This is a genomic window from Listeria farberi, assembly GCF_014229245.1.
Taxonomy (GTDB): Bacteria; Bacillota; Bacilli; order Lactobacillales; family Listeriaceae; genus Listeria; species Listeria farberi.
This window is the reverse complement of the sequence record NZ_JAARZJ010000011.1, coordinates 1-19,803: the sequence shown is the minus strand read 5'-3', so window position 1 is coordinate 19,803 and position 19,803 is coordinate 1. Positions and strand designations below refer to the sequence as shown.

13 protein-coding genes are annotated in these 19,803 nt (G+C 39.0%); 8 read left to right on the top strand and 5 right to left on the bottom strand.

Annotated features, from left to right (window positions below; genetic code table 11):
• Positions 1-14: 14 nt before the first annotated feature.
• The 4 genes from HCB45_RS10630 to HCB45_RS10615 form a co-directional block, all read right to left on the bottom strand.
• The gene (locus tag HCB45_RS10630; protein ID WP_185317951.1) at positions 15-1,265 is read right to left on the bottom strand and encodes an FtsW/RodA/SpoVE family cell cycle protein; all 1,251 of its coding nucleotides are present in this window, start codon (positions 1,263-1,265) and stop codon (positions 15-17) included.
• Complete coding sequence (locus tag HCB45_RS10625; RefSeq protein WP_185317952.1) at positions 1,262-1,693, bottom strand: PadR family transcriptional regulator; 432 nt, start codon at positions 1,691-1,693, stop codon at positions 1,262-1,264. The genes HCB45_RS10630 and HCB45_RS10625 overlap by 4 nt, the downstream gene beginning before the upstream one ends.
• 2 nt (positions 1,694-1,695) lie before the next feature.
• The gene (locus tag HCB45_RS10620; RefSeq protein ID WP_185619837.1) at positions 1,696-2,244 is read right to left on the bottom strand and encodes a sigma-70 family RNA polymerase sigma factor; all 549 of its coding nucleotides are present in this window, start codon (positions 2,242-2,244) and stop codon (positions 1,696-1,698) included.
• Positions 2,245-2,423: 179 nt separating this feature from the next.
• On the bottom strand, positions 2,424-3,281 hold the full coding sequence (locus HCB45_RS10615) for a GRP family sugar transporter (protein ID WP_010990414.1): 858 nt from the start codon (positions 3,279-3,281) through the stop codon (positions 2,424-2,426).
• Between the two features lie 161 nt (positions 3,282-3,442).
• Between HCB45_RS10615 and HCB45_RS10610 the strand changes: the two genes are divergently transcribed.
• From HCB45_RS10610 to HCB45_RS10585, 6 genes are all read left to right on the top strand, one after another.
• Positions 3,443-5,404: a BglG family transcription antiterminator gene (locus HCB45_RS10610; RefSeq protein ID WP_185619835.1), complete on the top strand. Its 1,962-nt coding sequence runs from the start codon at positions 3,443-3,445 to the stop codon at positions 5,402-5,404.
• Positions 5,404-5,868 carry a PTS sugar transporter subunit IIA gene (locus tag HCB45_RS10605; RefSeq protein WP_185619832.1) on the top strand — a complete coding sequence of 155 codons (465 nt, stop codon included), beginning with the start codon at positions 5,404-5,406 and terminating at the stop codon, positions 5,866-5,868. Before HCB45_RS10610 ends, HCB45_RS10605 begins: the two co-directional genes overlap by 1 nt.
• Complete coding sequence (locus HCB45_RS10600; protein ID WP_003722977.1) at positions 5,865-6,185, top strand: PTS fructose transporter subunit IIB; 321 nt, start codon at positions 5,865-5,867, stop codon at positions 6,183-6,185. The genes HCB45_RS10605 and HCB45_RS10600 overlap by 4 nt, the downstream gene beginning before the upstream one ends.
• A 12-nt stretch (positions 6,186-6,197) precedes the next feature.
• Positions 6,198-7,304 carry a PTS fructose transporter subunit IIC gene (locus tag HCB45_RS10595; RefSeq protein ID WP_112120168.1) on the top strand — a complete coding sequence of 369 codons (1,107 nt, stop codon included), beginning with the start codon at positions 6,198-6,200 and terminating at the stop codon, positions 7,302-7,304.
• Between the two features lie 15 nt (positions 7,305-7,319).
• Positions 7,320-9,902, top strand: coding sequence for an alpha-mannosidase (locus tag HCB45_RS10590; protein WP_185317956.1), 2,583 nt, complete (start codon positions 7,320-7,322; stop codon positions 9,900-9,902).
• Between the two features lie 136 nt (positions 9,903-10,038).
• Complete coding sequence (locus HCB45_RS10585; protein WP_185619830.1) at positions 10,039-10,563, top strand: hypothetical protein; 525 nt, start codon at positions 10,039-10,041, stop codon at positions 10,561-10,563.
• A gap of 112 nt (positions 10,564-10,675) precedes the next feature.
• Here HCB45_RS10585 and HCB45_RS10580 read toward each other — a convergent pair whose 3' ends face one another.
• Positions 10,676-11,560, bottom strand: a complete 885-nt coding sequence (locus HCB45_RS10580; protein WP_185317958.1) for a LysR family transcriptional regulator — start codon at positions 11,558-11,560, stop codon at positions 10,676-10,678.
• 117 nt (positions 11,561-11,677) lie between these two features.
• On the opposite strand from HCB45_RS10580, the gene HCB45_RS10575 reads away from it, so the two are divergent.
• On the top strand, positions 11,678-12,247 hold the full coding sequence (locus tag HCB45_RS10575) for a DapH/DapD/GlmU-related protein (RefSeq protein ID WP_185317959.1): 570 nt from the start codon (positions 11,678-11,680) through the stop codon (positions 12,245-12,247).
• Between the two features lie 653 nt (positions 12,248-12,900).
• Positions 12,901-19,476 (top strand): DNRLRE domain-containing protein, encoded by a 6,576-nt coding sequence (locus tag HCB45_RS10570; RefSeq protein ID WP_185619828.1) that lies wholly within the window; start codon positions 12,901-12,903, stop codon positions 19,474-19,476.
• Positions 19,477-19,803: the final 327 nt, after the last annotated feature.

The window sequence follows — 19,803 nt, the reverse complement described above, 5'->3', positions numbered from 1 at the left end:
GGTTTTACACTAAACTAATTTTTTATTGTGGGTTCTACAATATCCTTTCGTCGGTAAACATTTAGAATAAGACCGAGTAGTGAAGCGTAAACTAGCAACATGCTTCCCCCATAACTGATAAACGGAAGGGGTACTACCATGATTGGGACTATTCCAAGCCCCATAAGAATGTTCCAACAAGCTGGAACGGTAAATAATACAGCCCCTCCGATTATTAATAATCTGCCGAATAAATCCCTTGTTTTAAAAGCATTTAATGAAATCCGCAATATAAATACAAGTAGTAGTAGGCAAAGGAAAATTCCGAATGCCCAGCCAAAAGAGTAGACAAGAAATGGGAAGACAAAATCTGTATGTGCTTCAGGGATAGTTAGGTTGTTGTGAAGTCCGTTGCCGAACCAACCAGCTTTTGAAAGAATATCTTTCAAAGGTATGATTGTATCAGAGAGATAGCTACTAGAGGATTTAAGAATCATCGTACTAATGAAAATAATACCTATAAGCAAATTACCCAGTGCTACTTTAATGGCAAATTGGTTACGACGATAATAAAAAATGTACATCACTAATACAAACAAAAAGTATATAATACTAAATACAAGTCGATTGATCATAGTGTAAGAAATAACTGGTGCCCAAAATAGGATTAATAACACTACTTGTTTTTTCCATCCTTTAAATGCATTAACTTTGGTAAAAATTCCAGCCCATGCGATGAAGAACAAATATAAGGATATAGCTGGACTATCAATCATAATACCCCAGAGAAAAACCCATCTTCCTCCTCCAGTAAGCGAAATGCCAACTAAAAAAGGTGTAAAAAATAGGATTAAGGCAGCCGCGTAAAAATACATCCACAAATTTTTCAGTTTCCTATAATCAAAGAAAAGAAATCCTATCAGAGCAAGAATGGAAAGGGCAAGCCAGACGATTTGTTTTTTCATAAACGAAGAATTAGATGTTACTACATCACTCATCAGTGGAAGAAAACCAATACCGGCAAGTAGGACAAATAACGCAATAAGGAGCCAGTCCATTCTTGGTTTATGAAGCTGATTCATGTTTCTGCCAACAGTCGAGGGATCTCCCATTTCTTGCATCGCCTTTTTATCCGCATCTTCTAAGGATAATCCTCTCTTTTGAAAGGAGTGACTTAGCTCTTCTAAGTGATTACTAAGCTCTTTTTTTATCATGCTGTGTGCTTGCTTGGATTTCACTTTAGCTATTACTTTACCTAAATACTCCTCAAATATAGCAGAACTCATAAAGAAGCCTCCTCTATTAAATTTTTCAGTGAGCCATGTTGCTTAGAGCCTCTTCGTTCAAAAGTTGCTACAAATTTTTTCCCTTTCGCAGTTAGGGAATAATATTTCTTATCTTCTATCCATTTTGATGAGAGGATTTTCTTGTTTTCAAGTAGATGTAACAGGATATAAAGCTGACCTTCATTGTTTTTAAAGCTAAGTTCATTTTTTTGAAATAGTTGGGTGGAAATTTCGTACCCATGCTTTGCTTCATCTTGCAGTGAATCTAATATGTTTTGAAGTGTTTCTATTTTCCAAGAATGAAGTTCTAAGTGTGATTGCTTCTTCCGGATTGTTTCTTTTACTGCATTTTTTCGCTCCTCGGAAAAAGAAAATCCCTCAAAATCTTTTTTTATAGAATCCTTTAAGTTATAGAATGGATCGTCCATGATTAAACCTCCTTTCTCATCTTGTTCTTTAATAATTCTCTGGCGTGTTTTAACCTGGTTTTTAATGTATTGCTATTTACACCAGTAATCTTGCTGATATTTGCTAAGGAAAGTTCTTCGTAGTAATGTAAGAAAACAACTTCTCTGTACTTTACTGGTAAATCCATAACAGCGCTCATTAGACTGTTTGCTACGTCTTTTGAGATGATTTCTTCTTCAACGTGTTTTGACTTGGACGGGAGATAGTCCCAAATTTTATCGCTGAAATTTAGTTTGCGATAATGCCAACTGCCCAAGTAATCTTTGCAGTGATTAATAGCAATTCGATATAGCCACGTTTTTATTGATGACTTATTATTAAACTGACTTAGTTTTTCATAGCATTTAATAAATATCTCTTGCGTTAAATCCTCCGCTGTCGTGCGATTTTTTACATAAGAAAAAACTAAGTGCAGTACATCATCGCTGTAGTTATCCATTAATTGGCTGATAATTTGTTCGGTATTTTCGATGCTATTAATATGAATTCCTATTTCTTCAAGTTCAGTCATTTAAGTTTCACCTTCTTCTGCAATATTAGACGAAGCAAGTATCATTTTGGTTTGGAAAATTTTTTTATATCCCTAAAATAGCGATAGTCATCTAATAAAGTATTAACTATCTGTTAAAAATACGCAATAAAAAAAAGACTGTAAACAAAATGATTGCTCACTTTGTCTACAGTCTTTTTCTATTTCAATAAACTAAGGAATACGACGCCCACCATTATTAACAGTATGCCAGAAAGGATAAAAGTCCATTCTAGCGGGCTTTTTTTCTGTTTGAAAATGAGGATACCGCCGATTGTTGCGACGATAACGCAAGCTTGTGAAATCGAGAAGCTCGTTGCGACACCAAGTACAGCGGTCGCTAAGAACATGCCTAGATTGGCGATTGACCACGATAATCCGGTCATTAAGTTAAATGTAACATTTTTCCGGGAAATAGCAGTCTTTTTCGCTAAGTTAATACCAATGGCGCATGTCAGCATACCGATTGCTTGTGGTAAAATGATAGAAAAGCCAGTGACATCAAAAAGCTGGTTTGTCACTACGTAAAGCGTTAAAAAGAACGAAGATAGAATAACGATACCGTAGACATGAAATGAAACCGACTCCGTGATATGATTCCCGCGTTTTTGAAACCCGGTCATTACCACCCCAATCAAGATTAAAATTACTGCAACAACTCCGATGATAACAGCCGTAACCGTTTGCCATTCCTGAAAAACAAGAACAGCAAAAAGCGTTGCGCCAACGAGTTGTGTACCGTTTGAAATCGGCATTGCCTTCGCGACACTAGAAGCCGCAATCCCTTTAAACTGCAGTAATTGCCCAAAACTCCAAAAAATACCCGAAACAAAACTCACAATAAAAGAAAGAACCGTTATTTCTGGTGATAAAATCCAGAACAAAATGAAAGCAAATAATAGCGCGCTAATCGAAGTCCCCAGTAGTTGTTCCTCGGGGGTGCTTTTTCGTAAGTTCGCAATTATCGGCATAAATCCCCACCCAAGAACAGGGAGTAACGCAATAAGATAAATAGACATAAAATAAGCTTCCTTTCTAGGTTAGTGGTGCTATTTAAATCTACCATTCTCCAAAATGAACAGCAATATCCCAAAATTACGGTATTCAATGCGGTAATTTTCGTAGTTTTCTGGGGATTAGTCTTTGTAATAGAATAAGCGTAGGGAAAGGAAAATTAAAAATGAAAGCGGTAACGAAAATGATTGCAAATCGCGAAAAAAATATCATTCAGTTTCTAATGAAGACAGGTCAAACACGTGTTGGAACTATCGCGAATCATCTCGGACTTTCAGAAAAAACTGTTTCAAATTCACTGAAGGAAATCGATGTTTTTCTAAAGGATTTTGATATGACAGTGGTCCGTAAACCAAAAATCGGTGTGTATATTGAAGGCGATAACAAGGCTTTTGCCGAAGTTAGCCGATTCCTAGATAACCAAGTCAGCCAAATCCCATCAACGAAAGAAGAGCGGGTTATCTACATTTTCAGTAAATTGCTTAAAGCAGACGACTATATCACGATTCATCAACTGGCCGACGAACTTTATATAAGCCGGAGCACGATTGAGAAAAATATGATGGAAGTCAAGAAAATGCTGGAAAAAGAAGGTATTACTTTGTATAAGAAACCTAGTAAGGGCATGAAACTCCTTATTAGTGAACGAGAAAAGCGCGCCTTAACATCGAAATTTATTACTAATTTTTGGGGCAATAATTGGTATTTAAAGCAAGAAGGCGAAAAGGTCCTCCAAGCTTTTGACACGATTAAAGCCGATGTCACCGGAATTTTTCCAGAAGAGGGCTTGAAAGAAATTATTGCGATCGTTCAAGAATTTAGTGAGCGACATGATTTTGCTTTTACTGATTATGCGTTTCAATCGATTGTCATTCACCTTGCGATTGCGGTAGAGCGTATTCGAGCAGGAGAGTATATCGAAAATGTTGAGAGCGACCCAATGAAAGATGTATTTGACTCGCAGCGAAACAATACGGAAATCCTCGTTAGTATGTTAGAAGACCGTTTGGATATTAAAATTCCAGCATTTGAAGTTGGCTATATTCAGTTGCATTTAACAGCAGCATATAACCAACAGCATGATGAGTTACTTGTAAGCGTTCGACCGAAAGAAGACGATGTGGCAGAATTTGTCAGCACGTGTTTAGCAGAAAGAAATTACGATAAAAGCTTACTTGATGACCTGACGACACATATGAAATCAGCCATTAACCGCTTAAAACTTGGCATGCATTTTAAAAATCCGTACCTTAGCAAAATTAAGCAAAACTTTCCCCAAGCATTTGAAGAAGCACTATACTTTAAAGCGAAATTTGAGCAAAAGTACGATGTGCAAGTGAACGAAGATGAAACGGCGTATATCACGCTACATTTTGAGGCATACAAAGAAAGAAGTCGTTCTTTCCCCGACCAAATTCGAGTTGTACTTGTATGCAGTACCGGGCTAGGTTCATCCAGATTACTTGCGGCGAGAATTAAGAAATATTTTCCGATGATTACGATTGAAAAAATACTGTCCGTTCAGGCGTTAATGGAAACAGAAGTCGACGTGGATTTAGTCATAAGTACAATTTATCTCGAACTAGAAGACGTTCCGAGTATTGTCGTAAGCCCAATGATGAGTAAAGCCGATTTACAACAAGTTGAAAGCCAAATCGAACGAACGAGACGCAAGAAAAAGAAACGCAGCCAACCATTTATTGACTTGATTGAACCGAAAACTATTTTTGCAAAGCTAGATGTTGCAACAATGGAAGACGCAATTACGCAAATTGGTGATAAGCTTGTGGATCTTGGTATTGCTAAATCAGGAATTGTTGAAAGTGCGCTAAAAAGAGAAGCGTTATCGTTCACTTCTTTTGAAGAAATGGCGACACCGCACGCAGATCCTGCCCTTATTAATGAATCGCACATCGCTATTGCCACTCTTAAAAACCCAGTGAAATGGGGCTTAGTCGAGGTTGATAAAATCTTTTTTATCGCTCTGACTGAACAAAATGGTATTAATTTAGATGCGATGTATGAACAGTTTTATAAATATATTGATAATAAAAAATGGCTTGAGAAGCTGACACAACTAAAAAGTGCCGCAGAAATTTATGGGCATTTGTTAAAGGATGGGATGTAATGGAAGTAAAAGATATTTTAACAAAAGAATTAGTCATCTTTGATTTAGAGGCAACGACGAAAGAAGCAGCAATTGAAGAAATGGCAGAAATGCTAGATGAACGTGATATTTTAGCGGATAAAGCAACTTACGTCGGAGCAGTTTTGGATCGTGAAGCACATTCAACAACTGGAATAGGTAATAACATTGCTATCCCACACGGAAAAAGTGAAAGTGTCACAAAATCGGCCATTGTTTTTGCAAGAACGAAAGAAATGATTGAGTGGGAATCACTGGATGACGAACCGGTAAACATGATTTTCTTACTAGCGATTACTGATTCCGACAAAACAGACGGACATTTGAAAATCCTTGCTGAAATCGCGACGAAACTAATGGACGATGATATTGTCGAAAGTTTAAAAAATACACGAGATAAAGAAGAAGTTATTCGAATTTTAAATGGAGGCGTAGTAGAGATATGAAACGTAAAATTATTGCAGTAACCGCATGTGCGACAGGAGTGGCGCACACATATATGGCAGCGCAAGCACTTAAAAAAGGCGCGAAAAAAATGGGCAACCTTATTAAAGTAGAAACACAAGGCGCAACAGGAATTGAAAATGAACTAACGGAAAAAGACGTAAATATTGGCGAAGTAGTTATTTTCGCAGTAGATACAAAAGTCCGTAACAAAGAACGTTTTGACGGTAAAGTCGTGCTGGAAGTTCCAGTAAGCGCACCAATCAAAGATGCGGAAAAAGTAATCAACGCAGCTCTTGCGTTAATTGACGAAAAATAAGGAGGATCTACCATGTTCAGAAAAATTGGGAGTGAACTGAAAAAACACGTTTTAACAGGTATTTCATATATGATTCCGCTCGTTATCGCAGGCGCCGTAATTATGGCAATTGCGCGGGTTGGTGGTTCGTTTTTCGGGATTACAGATATTTGGGACGCGAAATACGCAGACAGTGCGAATAGTTTAATTTCGTTACTACACAGTTTAGATGGTTTTGGTGGCTTGGCGCTAGGAATGATGTTCCCAGTTATTGCCGCATTTATCGGGTATTCGATTGCGGACAAATTAGCACTAGCACCTGGTCTTGTTGGTGGTTTACTGGCACGTGATATTGGCGCTGGTTTCCTTGGGGCACTTGCAGCTGGTTTAATCGCTGGTTACACGTGTCTTTTAATTAAAAAATATGTGAAATTACCAAAAGCAGCGGCTTCGATTGTACCAGTATTTTTAGTACCAGTTTTTGGCACACTTATCACCGTTCTTATTATTAATTATGTGGTTGGTATTCCTTTTGCAGATCTAAATACAGCGCTTGAAAATTGGCTGAATGGTATGTCTGGATCAAACCAAATTATGATGGCGGCTATTATCGGCGCGATGGTTGGTTTTGACTTAGGCGGACCTGTAAACAAAGCGGCTGTAACAACGGCAATGGCTCTTTTAACAAGTGGAATTTATGCACCAAATACAGCAGCACAAGTAGCAATCATTATTCCACCACTTGGACTTGGTTTAGCTACGTTAATCGCAAAACGCAAATATAATGCAGAAATGCGTGAAGCAGGAAAATCCTCGCTTATCATGGGGCTTGTTGGGATTAGTGAAGGGGCAATTCCTTTTGCGGTAGAATCTCCACTGAAAGTTATTCCGGCTACAGTGCTTGGTTCTGCTGTCGGCGGCGCGCTAGCTGTAGGTCTTGGCGCAATTAACCAAGCTCCAATTAGTGGTTTTTATGGCTGGTTTACAGTTGAAAATTGGCCAGTTTATATTTTAGCAATTGCAGTTGGAACTTTAATCGTTGCAGGTATGTCAGTCGCTTTACGTAAATCGAGTGCTGGTGAGGAAATGGCTGGCTCTAGCTACGATGATGAAATTGACGAAGCAGAATGGGAAGCTTAAAAAACGGAGGTAACTATGGTTAAAGCACATATTGTGAACCACACGCACTGGGACCGAGAGTGGTATTTCACCTCGGCCGATGCACTGGTTCTAAGTGAACAACTTTTTACAGAAGTAATTGATGAATTAAAAAAGCACCCAGAAGCAAACTTTGTACTTGATGGGCAATTGTCGATTTTAGATGATTATGTCGCACTGTACCCAGAAAAATTAGCGGATATTAAGCAATTAATTGCGGATAAACAACTTTTCATTGGACCGTGGTTTACACAAACAGATGCCTTTTTTGCGCACGGCGAGTCGATTTTGCGCAATGCGATGATTGGGATTTTTGATAGTAAAAAATACGGCGACTATATGAAAATTGGTTATTTACCAGATACATTTGGTTTTAATGCCCAAATGCCGACTTTACTTGAACATGCTGGCTTTGATAATGTGATTTTCTGGCGCGGAATACATCTTGGTGAACATGTTGCATCTCCGTATTTTAAATGGCAAGGACTTGGTGAGGAAGCTTCGATTTATGCGATTAATATGCCACAAGGTTACGGCACAGGGATGCTGCTGGAACCAACGTCCGCATATGTGGATGGACGCCTTGATCCGGCAATTGATTTCATTGAAAAGTACAGTAAAACAACTGAAGTTTTAATTCCTTCTGGGAATGATCAGCTGAATATTATTAGTAATTTTGCCGAGAAATTAGCGGAAATCAACCAGATGGGGCGTCATGATTATCAACTTAGTACCTATCAAGATTTTATTCAATATGTTAGAGAACTGCCCGATTTAGAAGAATATCGCGGCGAATTTAGAAGTCCGGTACTTGCGCGAGTGCATAAAACTATTGGCTCCAGCCGAATGAATATTAAGCTGAAAAGCGCGTCACTTGAGCAAAAACTGCTAACACGTATTGAGCCGCTTCTTGTTATTGCTAAAGCATCCGGAATTTCTATTAGCGAACGGTTACTAATGCATACGTGGAAGAAACTTTTAGAAGGTCAGGCGCACGATAGCTTGGCGGGCTGCGTTTCTGATCCAGTTGCCGAAGATATTTTGCACCGGATGAAAGAAGCTGACGAACTATGCGATAGTATCGAAAACACGATTGTGAAAAAAATTGCCGATGATTTGTCACTTGCCGCGAACGAAATTATCATTTTTAATACGGATTTACATGATTTTGACGGATATAAAGAAATACAAGTAGTAACCGAGCATAAAAACATCCATTTCCCAGCGTTTCCGGATGCAACGATTGTCCAAGAAGAGTTCATTCCATCGCGCGAAAATGTGCTAGAAGAAACGCCAGCCGGAAACCGGTTCATTGAAGAACCTGGCTACTATGTGCTTCAAGTGCGTGTCAAGGTGGAACTTCCAGGCCTTGGTTACCGTGTGATTGCTTTTGAAGAAAATGACCGCGAACTGGATGGGCTAGTTGCTTCTAACAATGCCACCGTCCAAAACGAATCGTATAAAATCACTTTCGAAAATGGAGAAATTTCGCTTGAAAAACCAAACGGCGAACGCCTGACTTCTTTTATTACGCTAGAAGATGACGTGAACGCAGGCGATACGTATGATTATTCACCACTGGCTGGGGATGTTGCAGAGCTATTCACTTTTTCTGCAGCAAATACAGAGAAATCGAGTGAAGTCGAACGTTTAATTTTAACTGGAAAAAGCGATTTCCCGCTCGATCGTTTGACGAAAGAAGGGCATGGCGACCTGCAAATCAAACTCATTTTAGAGGTGAAAAAAGGTAGCGAACTGCTGGATGTTAAAGTGGAAGTTGATAACCAAATTAAAAATCACCGTCTACGCTTAAAAGTAGACACAGGTGTGAAAACAGACTACAACATCGCCGCGCTTCCATTCGGATATATCGAGAGAAAACCAGTTGTACCAGCAAATTGGCAAGAAACGTATAGCGAAATGCCAATCGACATCGAACCACTGGAACAAAGCGTGACATTAACAAATGAAACTGCTAGTTGTACCGTTTTCACACGTGGGGTCAAAGAATACCAACAGTTGGATCAAGATTTAGCACTGACATTACTCGCAACAACCGGTCAACTTGGAAAACCTGACTTAGCTTACCGACCAGGCCGGGCATCAGGCGACACAACGAAAAAAGGTCATGTGCTCATAGAAACAGAAGGTGCGCAGTTACTTGGTAAACATCAATTCACACTAGCCATCTACCTTGGCGACCAAGCTTTTGACGAACATAAAACAGCTGAACGAACAAAAGCGTTCAACCAAGCAAACGTGTCTTACCAACGCCAACCGTTCAACCACTTTTTACATCGTTTGGATAACAAAATTCAAAAAACGGAACGAAAATTAGGCGCAAAACAAACATTAGCCATGCTGAATTTGCCGAAAGAATATTTAGTATCGGCGTGCCACCCATCCTATTACACAGCAGATAAATACATCATCCGCCTAGAAAACCCAACTAACACACCACAACAGTTGGGACTCTCGGATGTGTCATTTGAGTATGTGAATGCTATCGAAGAAGTTGTCGTAAATGACAACAACACGATTCCAGCATATGGGGCTGTTACGTTGCGATTAGAAATATAGAATAAAAACTTGCTCAAAGTATCAAATTTGAGCAAGTTTTTATTTATGTTGGATTGCAATGAGTTAGTAAACATGGTATCTTTGGATTGAAAACGCTTTAATTAGCAGAATCATTTTCAAAAAAGGAGATAAAGAAATGAATCGACATCAATTAGAGAAATTGAATCGGGATTGTATCTATGAAGTGTATGAAGATAAGGAAGAAACTAATGAATTTTATATGGGATACATAAAAGCAATTTTTAAAAAGTATATTATAATAGAAAATTATCATAGAAGTGGTCAGTTTGATGGTTTTGCTATTATCGCAAATGAAAACATTTTTAAAGTTCAAAAAGATACCAAATATCTGGAGCCCTATAAAAACGTAAAGCCACCACAAATACAAATGCCGGAATTAAGTAGCAAAGGAGATACCCTATATAATTTTCTTCAGTGGGCGAAAGAAAATAAGAAAATAGTGGAGTTAACAACAGTTTGGGATGAACTAATTATTGGGGAGATTGACGTGCTTGATGATGAGTTGCTATCAATGAACGTTCTTTTGTCTGATGACTTTTCACCTGATGGGCAATGTTTTATTGAATACGAATCGATTCTAGATGTTTGTGTGGATACGTTGAAATTGCAATTTATGGAAAGCGTTGTTAAAAGCTTTTAGGTCCCCATGAGTTGTATTTTCCTAATAAGTGTTATAATAAAGTTGGAAAATGAATCATTTAATGCACAAAAACCCCCAAGTCCGGCTAAAGACCTCGGGGGTTTTCTTGTGGTTAGAACGGTTGCCGTCTACTTATGTTTTCTATCAACCGCAAAAATTCCTTCGCCGCGCTCGAAAAAGTGGGATTCTTTTTCCAAACAATGCTTATTCCAGCAGTTAGGGGCGGCGAAAAAGGAATAAATTTCAAATTTGTATTGTCCGTGTTAATAATACCATCGATACAAAGAATACTGGCAATATTTTCTTTAGCTAAAAGCGAGGCATTATAAAGCAAATTATATCTACCAATCACATTCAATTGTTCAAAATGTTCTCCTAACCAACTTGCTAGTTGATTATCCACGAAAGATTGATTCGAAACCATTATTGGGTTTTCTTGAATATCACCCGGAGCTATAACTTCTTTTTGCGCTAAAGGATGGGCTGTATTTACTAAAATTCCCCATCTATCTTCTAAAGAAAGCTGCAAATATTCGTATGCCTGCATTTCAACAGGATTAATGACCAACCCAAAATCCAGTAGCCCATGCTCGATTTTTTCTAAAACATCGTCGGCATTACCACTATGTAATTGAAACGTAATCTCAGGATGTATTTCTCTTAGCTGATGAATGACACTACCAATAAACTCAAAACCTCTCGTTTCCCCAGCACCAATCGTTATTTTCCCACTAATTGTTTCATTTTGAAGCAAGTTCGAAGTTGTTAATTCGACTAAAGATAAAATCTCCTTTGCGCGATTTGCCAAGTAAACCCCGTCTTCTGTTAAGGTAATAGAACGATTTCCGCGAATAAACAGTGTTACCCCTAACTCTTCCTCAAGTTCCTTCAATTGTTTAGAAAGTGTTGGCTGAGAAAGATGAAGTACTTCCGCCGCTTTACTAATCGTTTTTTCACGAGCAACTGTTAAAAAATAATTTAACACACGAAGCTCCATTAAAATCACCCCTTCCTATAACTAAAATGAATAGTTGAATATGCTTTATAAGTATTATTCAATTATAACTTCTCTCGCTATAATTAAATAGTAAAAGATTTTCGAGGGGGAAAGCGCATGATAGAACAAGATTTACAGGAAAGACTAGTCGGCCAAGAAATTCTCCAAGGGTCGGATTTGTTAGATGAAATTCACAAAGTAAAGCAAAACAATGAACAACTTATCATCGAACTCAACACCAAGTACCACTCAAAAAAAGAAGTGACCAAATATCTCAGTGACATCACCGGAAAACCAGTCGATCCATCAGTCGATGTCTCACTTCCTTTTTATAGCGACTTCGGGAAACATATTACTTTTGGGAAAAATATCTTTATCAATTTAAATGTAACTTTCGTGGATTTGGGCGGGATTACGATTGAAGATAATGTTTTAATTGGCCCAGGAGCAAGACTTGTTACTGTCAACCATTTAGTTAGCCCGAAAAAGAGACGTGGCTTAAGAGTAGCCCCAATTTATGTGAAGAAAAACGCCTGGATTGGCGCAAACGTAACGATATTATCAGGTGTAACAATTGGCGAAAATGCTATCGTTGCTGCGGATGCTACCGTCACAAAAGATGTCCCAGCAAACGTCATCGTCGCCGGAAGCCCAGCCAAACAAATTCGCAAAATTATCGAGGAATAAGGAGAGATAGCAAATGACCATCCAAAATATTGACCAACCCGAAGACATAAGCGTAAACGAATTCACAGTCGGACCAACGACCCAGCCGTGGTAAATAGAAAAGCCTTGAACTGATTGATTATTCGTTCAAGGCTTTTTTGGTATTGCAGGAGCGGATTAAACATGGTATCTTAAATTGAAAGCGCTTAAAAAAGAGGCGAACCAATGAATCGTAAACAATTAGAACAACTAAACCAAAAGTGTCTTTCGGGACAATAGAAACGATTGAAGAGAATTTAGTAATGATTAATACTGTTGTGCCAGAAGAATTTCAATCTGACGGAAATGTTTTATAGAATGCGACAATATTGTTGATATTTGTATTGATACAGCGCGACTGAAATTTATTACTTCTTGACTATTAAACACTAATTATAATTAATAAAATTAACAATTCAAATAAAAAGTAAAAAAATTACAATTTTGTTCACCGAAAAAGAAAAATCCATGCTATAATAATTTTGTAATATTAGGAAAAGGACCAGTTTTATCTCAATTAAAACTGGTCCTTTTTTAGAAAGAGAGGGCAGTGAGGTTGTTAGCGGGGAGAAAGAAAAAGAAATAAAGGGTAAGACATCGAATGAAATTACATTGAAAAAGGGAGAGCTTGATACATGAAAATACATGCAAAAGCAAAAAAAATCTTAGTGAGCCTGATAGCTATTATGTTATTCCTTTCACTAATACCTGGTTATGCACCAATGGCGGAGGAGACGTCAACTGGGGTAGAAGTACCAGAAAAGAAAGCGGGAGAACAAGCACCAACAGAAGTGAAAGAAGAACGAACAGAAAATGAAGTGGTTTTTGATAACCACGACGGGAGCTTTACAAAACAAATCTTTGCGGATCCTATCAATATGGAAGTTGACGGGGATATGAAGCGCATCGATGCGAATGTGGAGAAAGAAGCAGATTCTGACATGATTGTTCCAAAACAAACCCCATTAGAATTAGGCTTCTTAGAAAAAATGGAAGACGGGGCATATCAGAAACTAACAAAAGCTGGCGCAGAAGTTACTTTTCGCTTAAAAGGAGCACGTACAGGCGAGAATGAAGAAGCTGTAACAGACCAACCAGCGACCTACAAAGAAAATGAAGTTACTTATGAAAACGTATTTCCTAAAACAGATCTACGACATTTAACTTTTCCACAATCAGTTAAAGAAGACTTAGTACTACATGAACCAAATCAAGTAGATACGTATGTTTATCAAATTGAAACAAAACTAGACTTAGAACTAGCAGAGAATGGCGATGTGCTATTCAAAAATAAATCTGGCGAAACAATATATACGCTTCCGAAACCAGTTATGACAGATTCTAATGTCGGCGCTGAAACCGGGGAAGCAGCACTATCCGAAAATGTTTCTTTTGAAGTGAAACAACTCACTAAAACAGTGTATGAACTACAATTAAAAGTAGATACAGAATGGCTAAATGATGCCGCTCGCGAGTACCCTGTCTATATTGATCCATCAGTTCGGTTAGATGAAGTTTATAATGCCAATATTAATTCGGCTAAACCAACCGAAACAAACATCGGAAGTAAACTATGGGATTCTGGTCAAAATGCTTATACGTTAAAACTCGGTAAATGGGACAATTCAACAGGAAATAATGCCGCTTTTTTAAAAATGGACACATCCACTTTAAACAAAGCGACTATTTCTAAAGCAACATTGAAAGTCTATAACATTTGGCATATGTCTCCAACAGTTAAAAATGATCTTTGGTACTACGAATCTAATGCGAACTGGTCTCCGTGGCAAGTGACTTGGAATACAGCTCCTGCATCAACACGGATTGGAAGCGTCAATGTCGGTCGAGGTGAGTGGGCGAACTTAGATGTCACTAATACAGTTCAAGCATGGGCAAGTGGCGTGCGACCAAATAATGGTTTCCGCTTAGGTACTAACATCGACCAAAACTATTGGAAAAAAGTCGTAGCAAGTGAAAATAATAAAAACTATCCTTATTTGGAAGTAAATTATACGTACGCACAACCAGAAAAACCAACTGTAAAAACAGCCTCAAACGGTGTTGGAACTGGAACAGGTTACATGGATTTATCTTGGAAAGCGGTTCCCGGTGCGACTAGTTATAATATCGTTATTTCTAATGGATATAACTATGAATACTTTAATACAGGAAGTTCAGCTACTACATGGAGCACGAAAGGCAAGAAAATCTTCCCAACAGTGGCTGAAATTGCTAATGGTGATTTTGAATTCCACCACGATGGCAAAGGCGCTGAGTTCGCTCTTGATCCACGGGCACAATATGAAAATGCCTTTCAAGCCGGAAGTACTTTTGGCCTGCGTAATTTAACGCGTTATCTAGTTAGGGTTCAAGCGGTTTATCCAGGCGGAGAAAGCCCTACATCTGATCTCGTTTTCGCCTATATGCCAATCGAAAAACCACAACCACCTACTGCGAAAGCATACTCAAACTTAGCACATAAAGAAACAGGATACGTGGAACTTAACTGGGAAAAGAGCCCAATGGCGGACGGCTACAAAGTACTCGTTTTCAATGGGAAAGCCTACGAAGAATATGATGTCGGCGCAGAAACAAAGTGGACGACACAAAACAAAGGCATTTGGCCAACCAAAGAAGAAGTTGCAGAAGGGAAATTTGCCCTTCACCATGACGGAAAAGGCGATGAACTCGCAAAAGACCCTTCTCCAGTGTATACCAATTCTGGCGGAAATTATAAAGAGCGCACAAACTACTGGTTCCGCGTTATCGCTTATCAAAAAGCAGGAAATAACACAACTAGCGTGCAATCAGAACCAGCAACACCATCTATTCCAGAAGCACTCAATAAACAACTAGGAATGGTTGATTACTGGACAAGTGTGCCAGTTCGTGGCGGCGAAGTGAACGCTACAAACGGAAACTTTTTATTCCATGAAACAGATTTCAACTTAGAAGGCCGCGGTCCAAGCATTAATGTCGACCGTACGTTTAATAGCCAAGATGATGCAACTGGCATTTTCGGTAAAGGCTGGACAAGTACGCTCGAAGAAAAACTCGTAGAAGAAGAAAACGGTAATATCGTTTGGGTGGAATCGGACAAGAAAATCCATCGTTTCACTAAAAAAGGCGATAAATACGAAGCACCACCAGGCATTTACTCCGAGATTACTAAAAACGCAGATGGCTATTTGAAAATAGAAGAAGATAAGTCAGAAACACGCTTTTTAGTTGATGGACGATTAAAATCCGAAAAAGATACAAAAGGTAACGAATTAACATACGAATATACTGACGGCAAACTAACAAGCTTGCGCGACGCTTCCGGACGTACCGTTACTCTCGCGTATGAAGGCGAGCTAGTAAAAGAACTTGTCGGACCAGAAGACCGTAAAATCAGCTACACGTATAATGACAAACAAGAGCTAATCAGTTCATCCACTGCCCGCGGAAAAATATATCGCTACGGCTACACAGATGGCTTATTAACCTCGATTTACGATCCAAAACATACAGAAGAAAAACCATATGAAACAACTTTTGCCTATGAAGAAGAAAAATTAACAGAAATAACCGATCCAGTCGGCAAAAAAACAACCCTTTCTTATGACAAAGAAGGACAGCAAACTACTTTAACAAACGAGAAAAAGAAGAAAACCATTTATTCCTACAATGATGCTGGAAATCCAAAGAAAGAAATTGTAGATGCAGATGGTCTCAAACTCACAACGACCTACACGTATGAATCAAATAACCTAGTAAAAGAAGTGAATCCTAAGGGACAAGAAGAAACATACGCTTACGATGCAGATGGTAATATTACACAAGCGACAGATGCATACGGAACAGAATCATACACTTACAATGATAATAACGATGTAACGAGCTCAACCGATACAGAAGGACGCAAAACTACCGTTGCCTATGACGGAGCAGATGCGGTATCAGAAACACTTGCGACAGAATCCCAAGTATCCTCTGTGACACAGTATGACACCTATGGAAATCCAATTCGCGGTAGTGGCGAACTTTCTTCCGGCGGTAACTTACTTCAAAACAGCGGCTTTGAAAAAGGAGCAGGAGTTTCCAACTGGACACTGATTCAATCAGATGCAAAAGGAAGCATGACATTCGATAGCACACAGTCAGCGCCAGGAGCACTCGGCGGCAGTGGTTCCGTTAAACTAACGAGTGAAGCAAATTCTACCGTAAAAGGCTATTCATCCGTTACTCAACGCGTCGATGTAGAACCAGAAACAACATATACATTTAGCGCCTGGATTAAAACATCCGGAATGACAAACGCCGATGCACTTCTCATTGGACGTTTACAAGATGCGAATGCAAAAGACATTACCGATGCTGGCGTATGGCAATCCAACCGCGCCACATCGATCAAAAAGAACGGCGACTGGGTAAAACGCCAATTAACCTTTAAAACATCCAAAAACACGCGCCAAGTATTGCTTTATTTGGACAACGAACAACCAGCTCCACATAAAGGAAAAGGCACAATTTGGTACGACAATGTTCAATTTGAAAAAGGCAGTGTTGCTTCCAGTTACAACCCGGTAGTCAACAGCAGTTTTGAAGAGCACAATGGAACGCTTCCGACTGGCTGGATGCGTACAGGTAATACCGCGCTGACACAAGCAAAAGTAGTCGATAATGAAAGCCATAGCGGTGATAGCGCTGTTTACTTCGAGCGAAAAGCAACAAGTGAAGCCTACACGCATATTGTCCAAGATGTACCAGTAAATCAAAAAGAAGCCAAAGCATTAACCATTTCCGCACTATCCAAATCAGAAGACGCCAAAGCAAACGGTTCTGTTGCAACGATGTCGAACGATTATTCGATATGGGGAACAATATATTATCAAGATGGCACAACTTCTTCCGTACAAGGTCAATTCCCACTCGGAACGAACGACTGGAACCGAAGTGCCGTAGTTGTTAAACCGACTAAGCCAGTCAAAATGATTAAAGTTTACACCATGTTCCGCAATGGTTTAACCGGAAAAGCTTGGTTTGACGATGTACGTGTCATAGAAGGCGAAGTATTAACAAAAAATGAATACGACGCTTCCGGCAATTATGTAACAGCTAGCTATGACGAAGAAGGCCGCAAAATCAGCTTCACTTACGATATTTACGGTAACACTACATCCGAAACAGACGAAAAAGGCAACAAAAAAACTTTAACCTATGATGCAGACAACGCGCTTATAGACACAAAACTAGCGAACGGCACATCCGTAGCCTATAAGTACGACGACAATGGCAACACCACCGAAAAAAATGTCACTGCATCCGGCAAAACGCAAAAAAATATCTATGAATATGACGTGGATAACAAAATCACCGCATTTACCGACGCACTCAATCGCACAATCAAGTACGAATATGATGCAGCCGGTAATGAAACAAAAGCAATCATGCCAAATGGTCGCGTAACCGAAAGCACATACGATTCTGCTGACCGTACGGACGGGATCAAATGGAATGATAAACTAGCATTTAAATTCCAATACGATCCTAACGGCAACCAAACAAAAGTAACCGATGAAATCAACAGCATCGTAACCGACAAAACCTACGACGATGCCAACCGAATCACCAAAGTAGCCGAACGAGGTGGCGACGTAAGCTACACATACAAAGACAAACCAACAAAAGACAACAAAGGAAAAACAGACAAAGTCGGCGAAGTAGCCATTAACCACGGCGACTACACAGCAAAAACAAGCTACACATACAACGACTTAGACCGGAATACCCGCGTAAACGACGGAAGCAAAAACGCCTATTTCGAGTTTGACGAATTTGGAAACATCAATGTCTACACAGCAGGAAACGGCACCGCAGCCAACTACACCTACGATAGCACCCAAAAAGTCACCAACGCAGCTATTAGTAGCGCAAGCGGCACCCAAATTTTAGATGAAAACTACACCTATGACGCTGCAAGCAACCGTACAAGCATCGACAACAAACAAGACGGAAAAACAACCTACGAATATGATGCAGTCAACCAACTAACTAAAGAAACACTACCAGACGGCACCGTAAAAGCATACACATACGATGGCTTCGGAAACCGCACACAAGTAGCAATCAGCGGAAGCGAGACAAAAACAATTGCCGCAAGTTATAATGATGGTAATCAACTGGTTTCGTGGAACGGAGAGGCTCTGACGTATGACGCCAATGGTAACCGTACAAGCGATGGCAAGTACACGTATACATGGGATACCGGCGACCGTTTAAGCAGCATCACGAAAAAAGGCGAGAGCGAGCCGTTTACAAGTTATACGTACGATGATGATAACCGTCGCTTGTCGAAAACAGTCGATGGCGTGACGACGAATTATCATTATGACGGCGATAGTATTGATGTTCTGTATGAAACTAATGGTGATGGAAAAGTAGTTCGTCAGTATGTTTATTCGGATGATAATGTTCGTTTAGCAATGAAGATGAATGGCAAAACCCTCTATTATCACTATAATTCGCATGGCGACGTGATTGCACTCACGGATGAAGCAGGTAAAATTGTCGCAGAATATGCATATGATGCTTGGGGAAATGTGCTGAAAAACACTGCCTCTACAGAAGAAGCCAAAGCCAATCCGTATGGTTATGCAGGATACACGTATGACAAGGAAATCGAACAATATTACTTGATGGCGCGTTATTACGAACCAGAGCAAGGTGTGTTTACTGCTTACGACCCAGACCCAGGCGATGAAGATGATCCACAGACGATGAATGGGTATAATTATGCGAATAATAATCCTGTTATGTATTTTGATCCTGATGGTGAGGTTGCTTGGTGGGCTGTGTCAGCAGGCGTAGGAGCTGCAACAGGTTTAGCGAAATATTTATGGAAGAACAGAAAAAAAGGATACAGTTGGAAGGGGGCATTAGTTGCTACTGGTGTTGGCGCAGTGCAAGGAGTGTTCAAAGTAGGTTTAGGACGCGTTCTAGGATATAAAAGTATAGGGAAAATCGGGAAAAAAATATGGAAAGCTAAAAGTGTAAAAAAAGGTACAAAACAAGTTTTTCATAACGTGAAGAGCTCAATCAAAAGTATGAAAAAAGATTGGAAGGGACATTTTAAAAATTCACTTTTTCCAAAATCCTATAAGAAAATTTCAAAAAAAGTTAATAAAGCCCAAAAAAAAATGGGAAAGAAAAAAAGGAGGAAATATTAATGTTGACCTTTTTGAAAACTATAATCTCTCTTGAATTTTTAATGATAACTACTTTATGCTTTATATTTGTAGATAAATATAAAGGAAAGAAGAATAAATTAATAAAATTTATGCCTTACCTATTTACTGTGGTAGGTGGTATAATCTTATCTACATTTGTTTTTTTTACAGTTTGAAGAAGAGGTCAGGAGGAAGAATATGTTATCTTTTTTATTAATTGTAATATCGATTTATACTATAATATTATTGATAGTTATTGCTGAGCTATACTTTAAACTATATTCTAGTAAAAGTCTAAAAAATATATATACTTTATGTGTATTATAT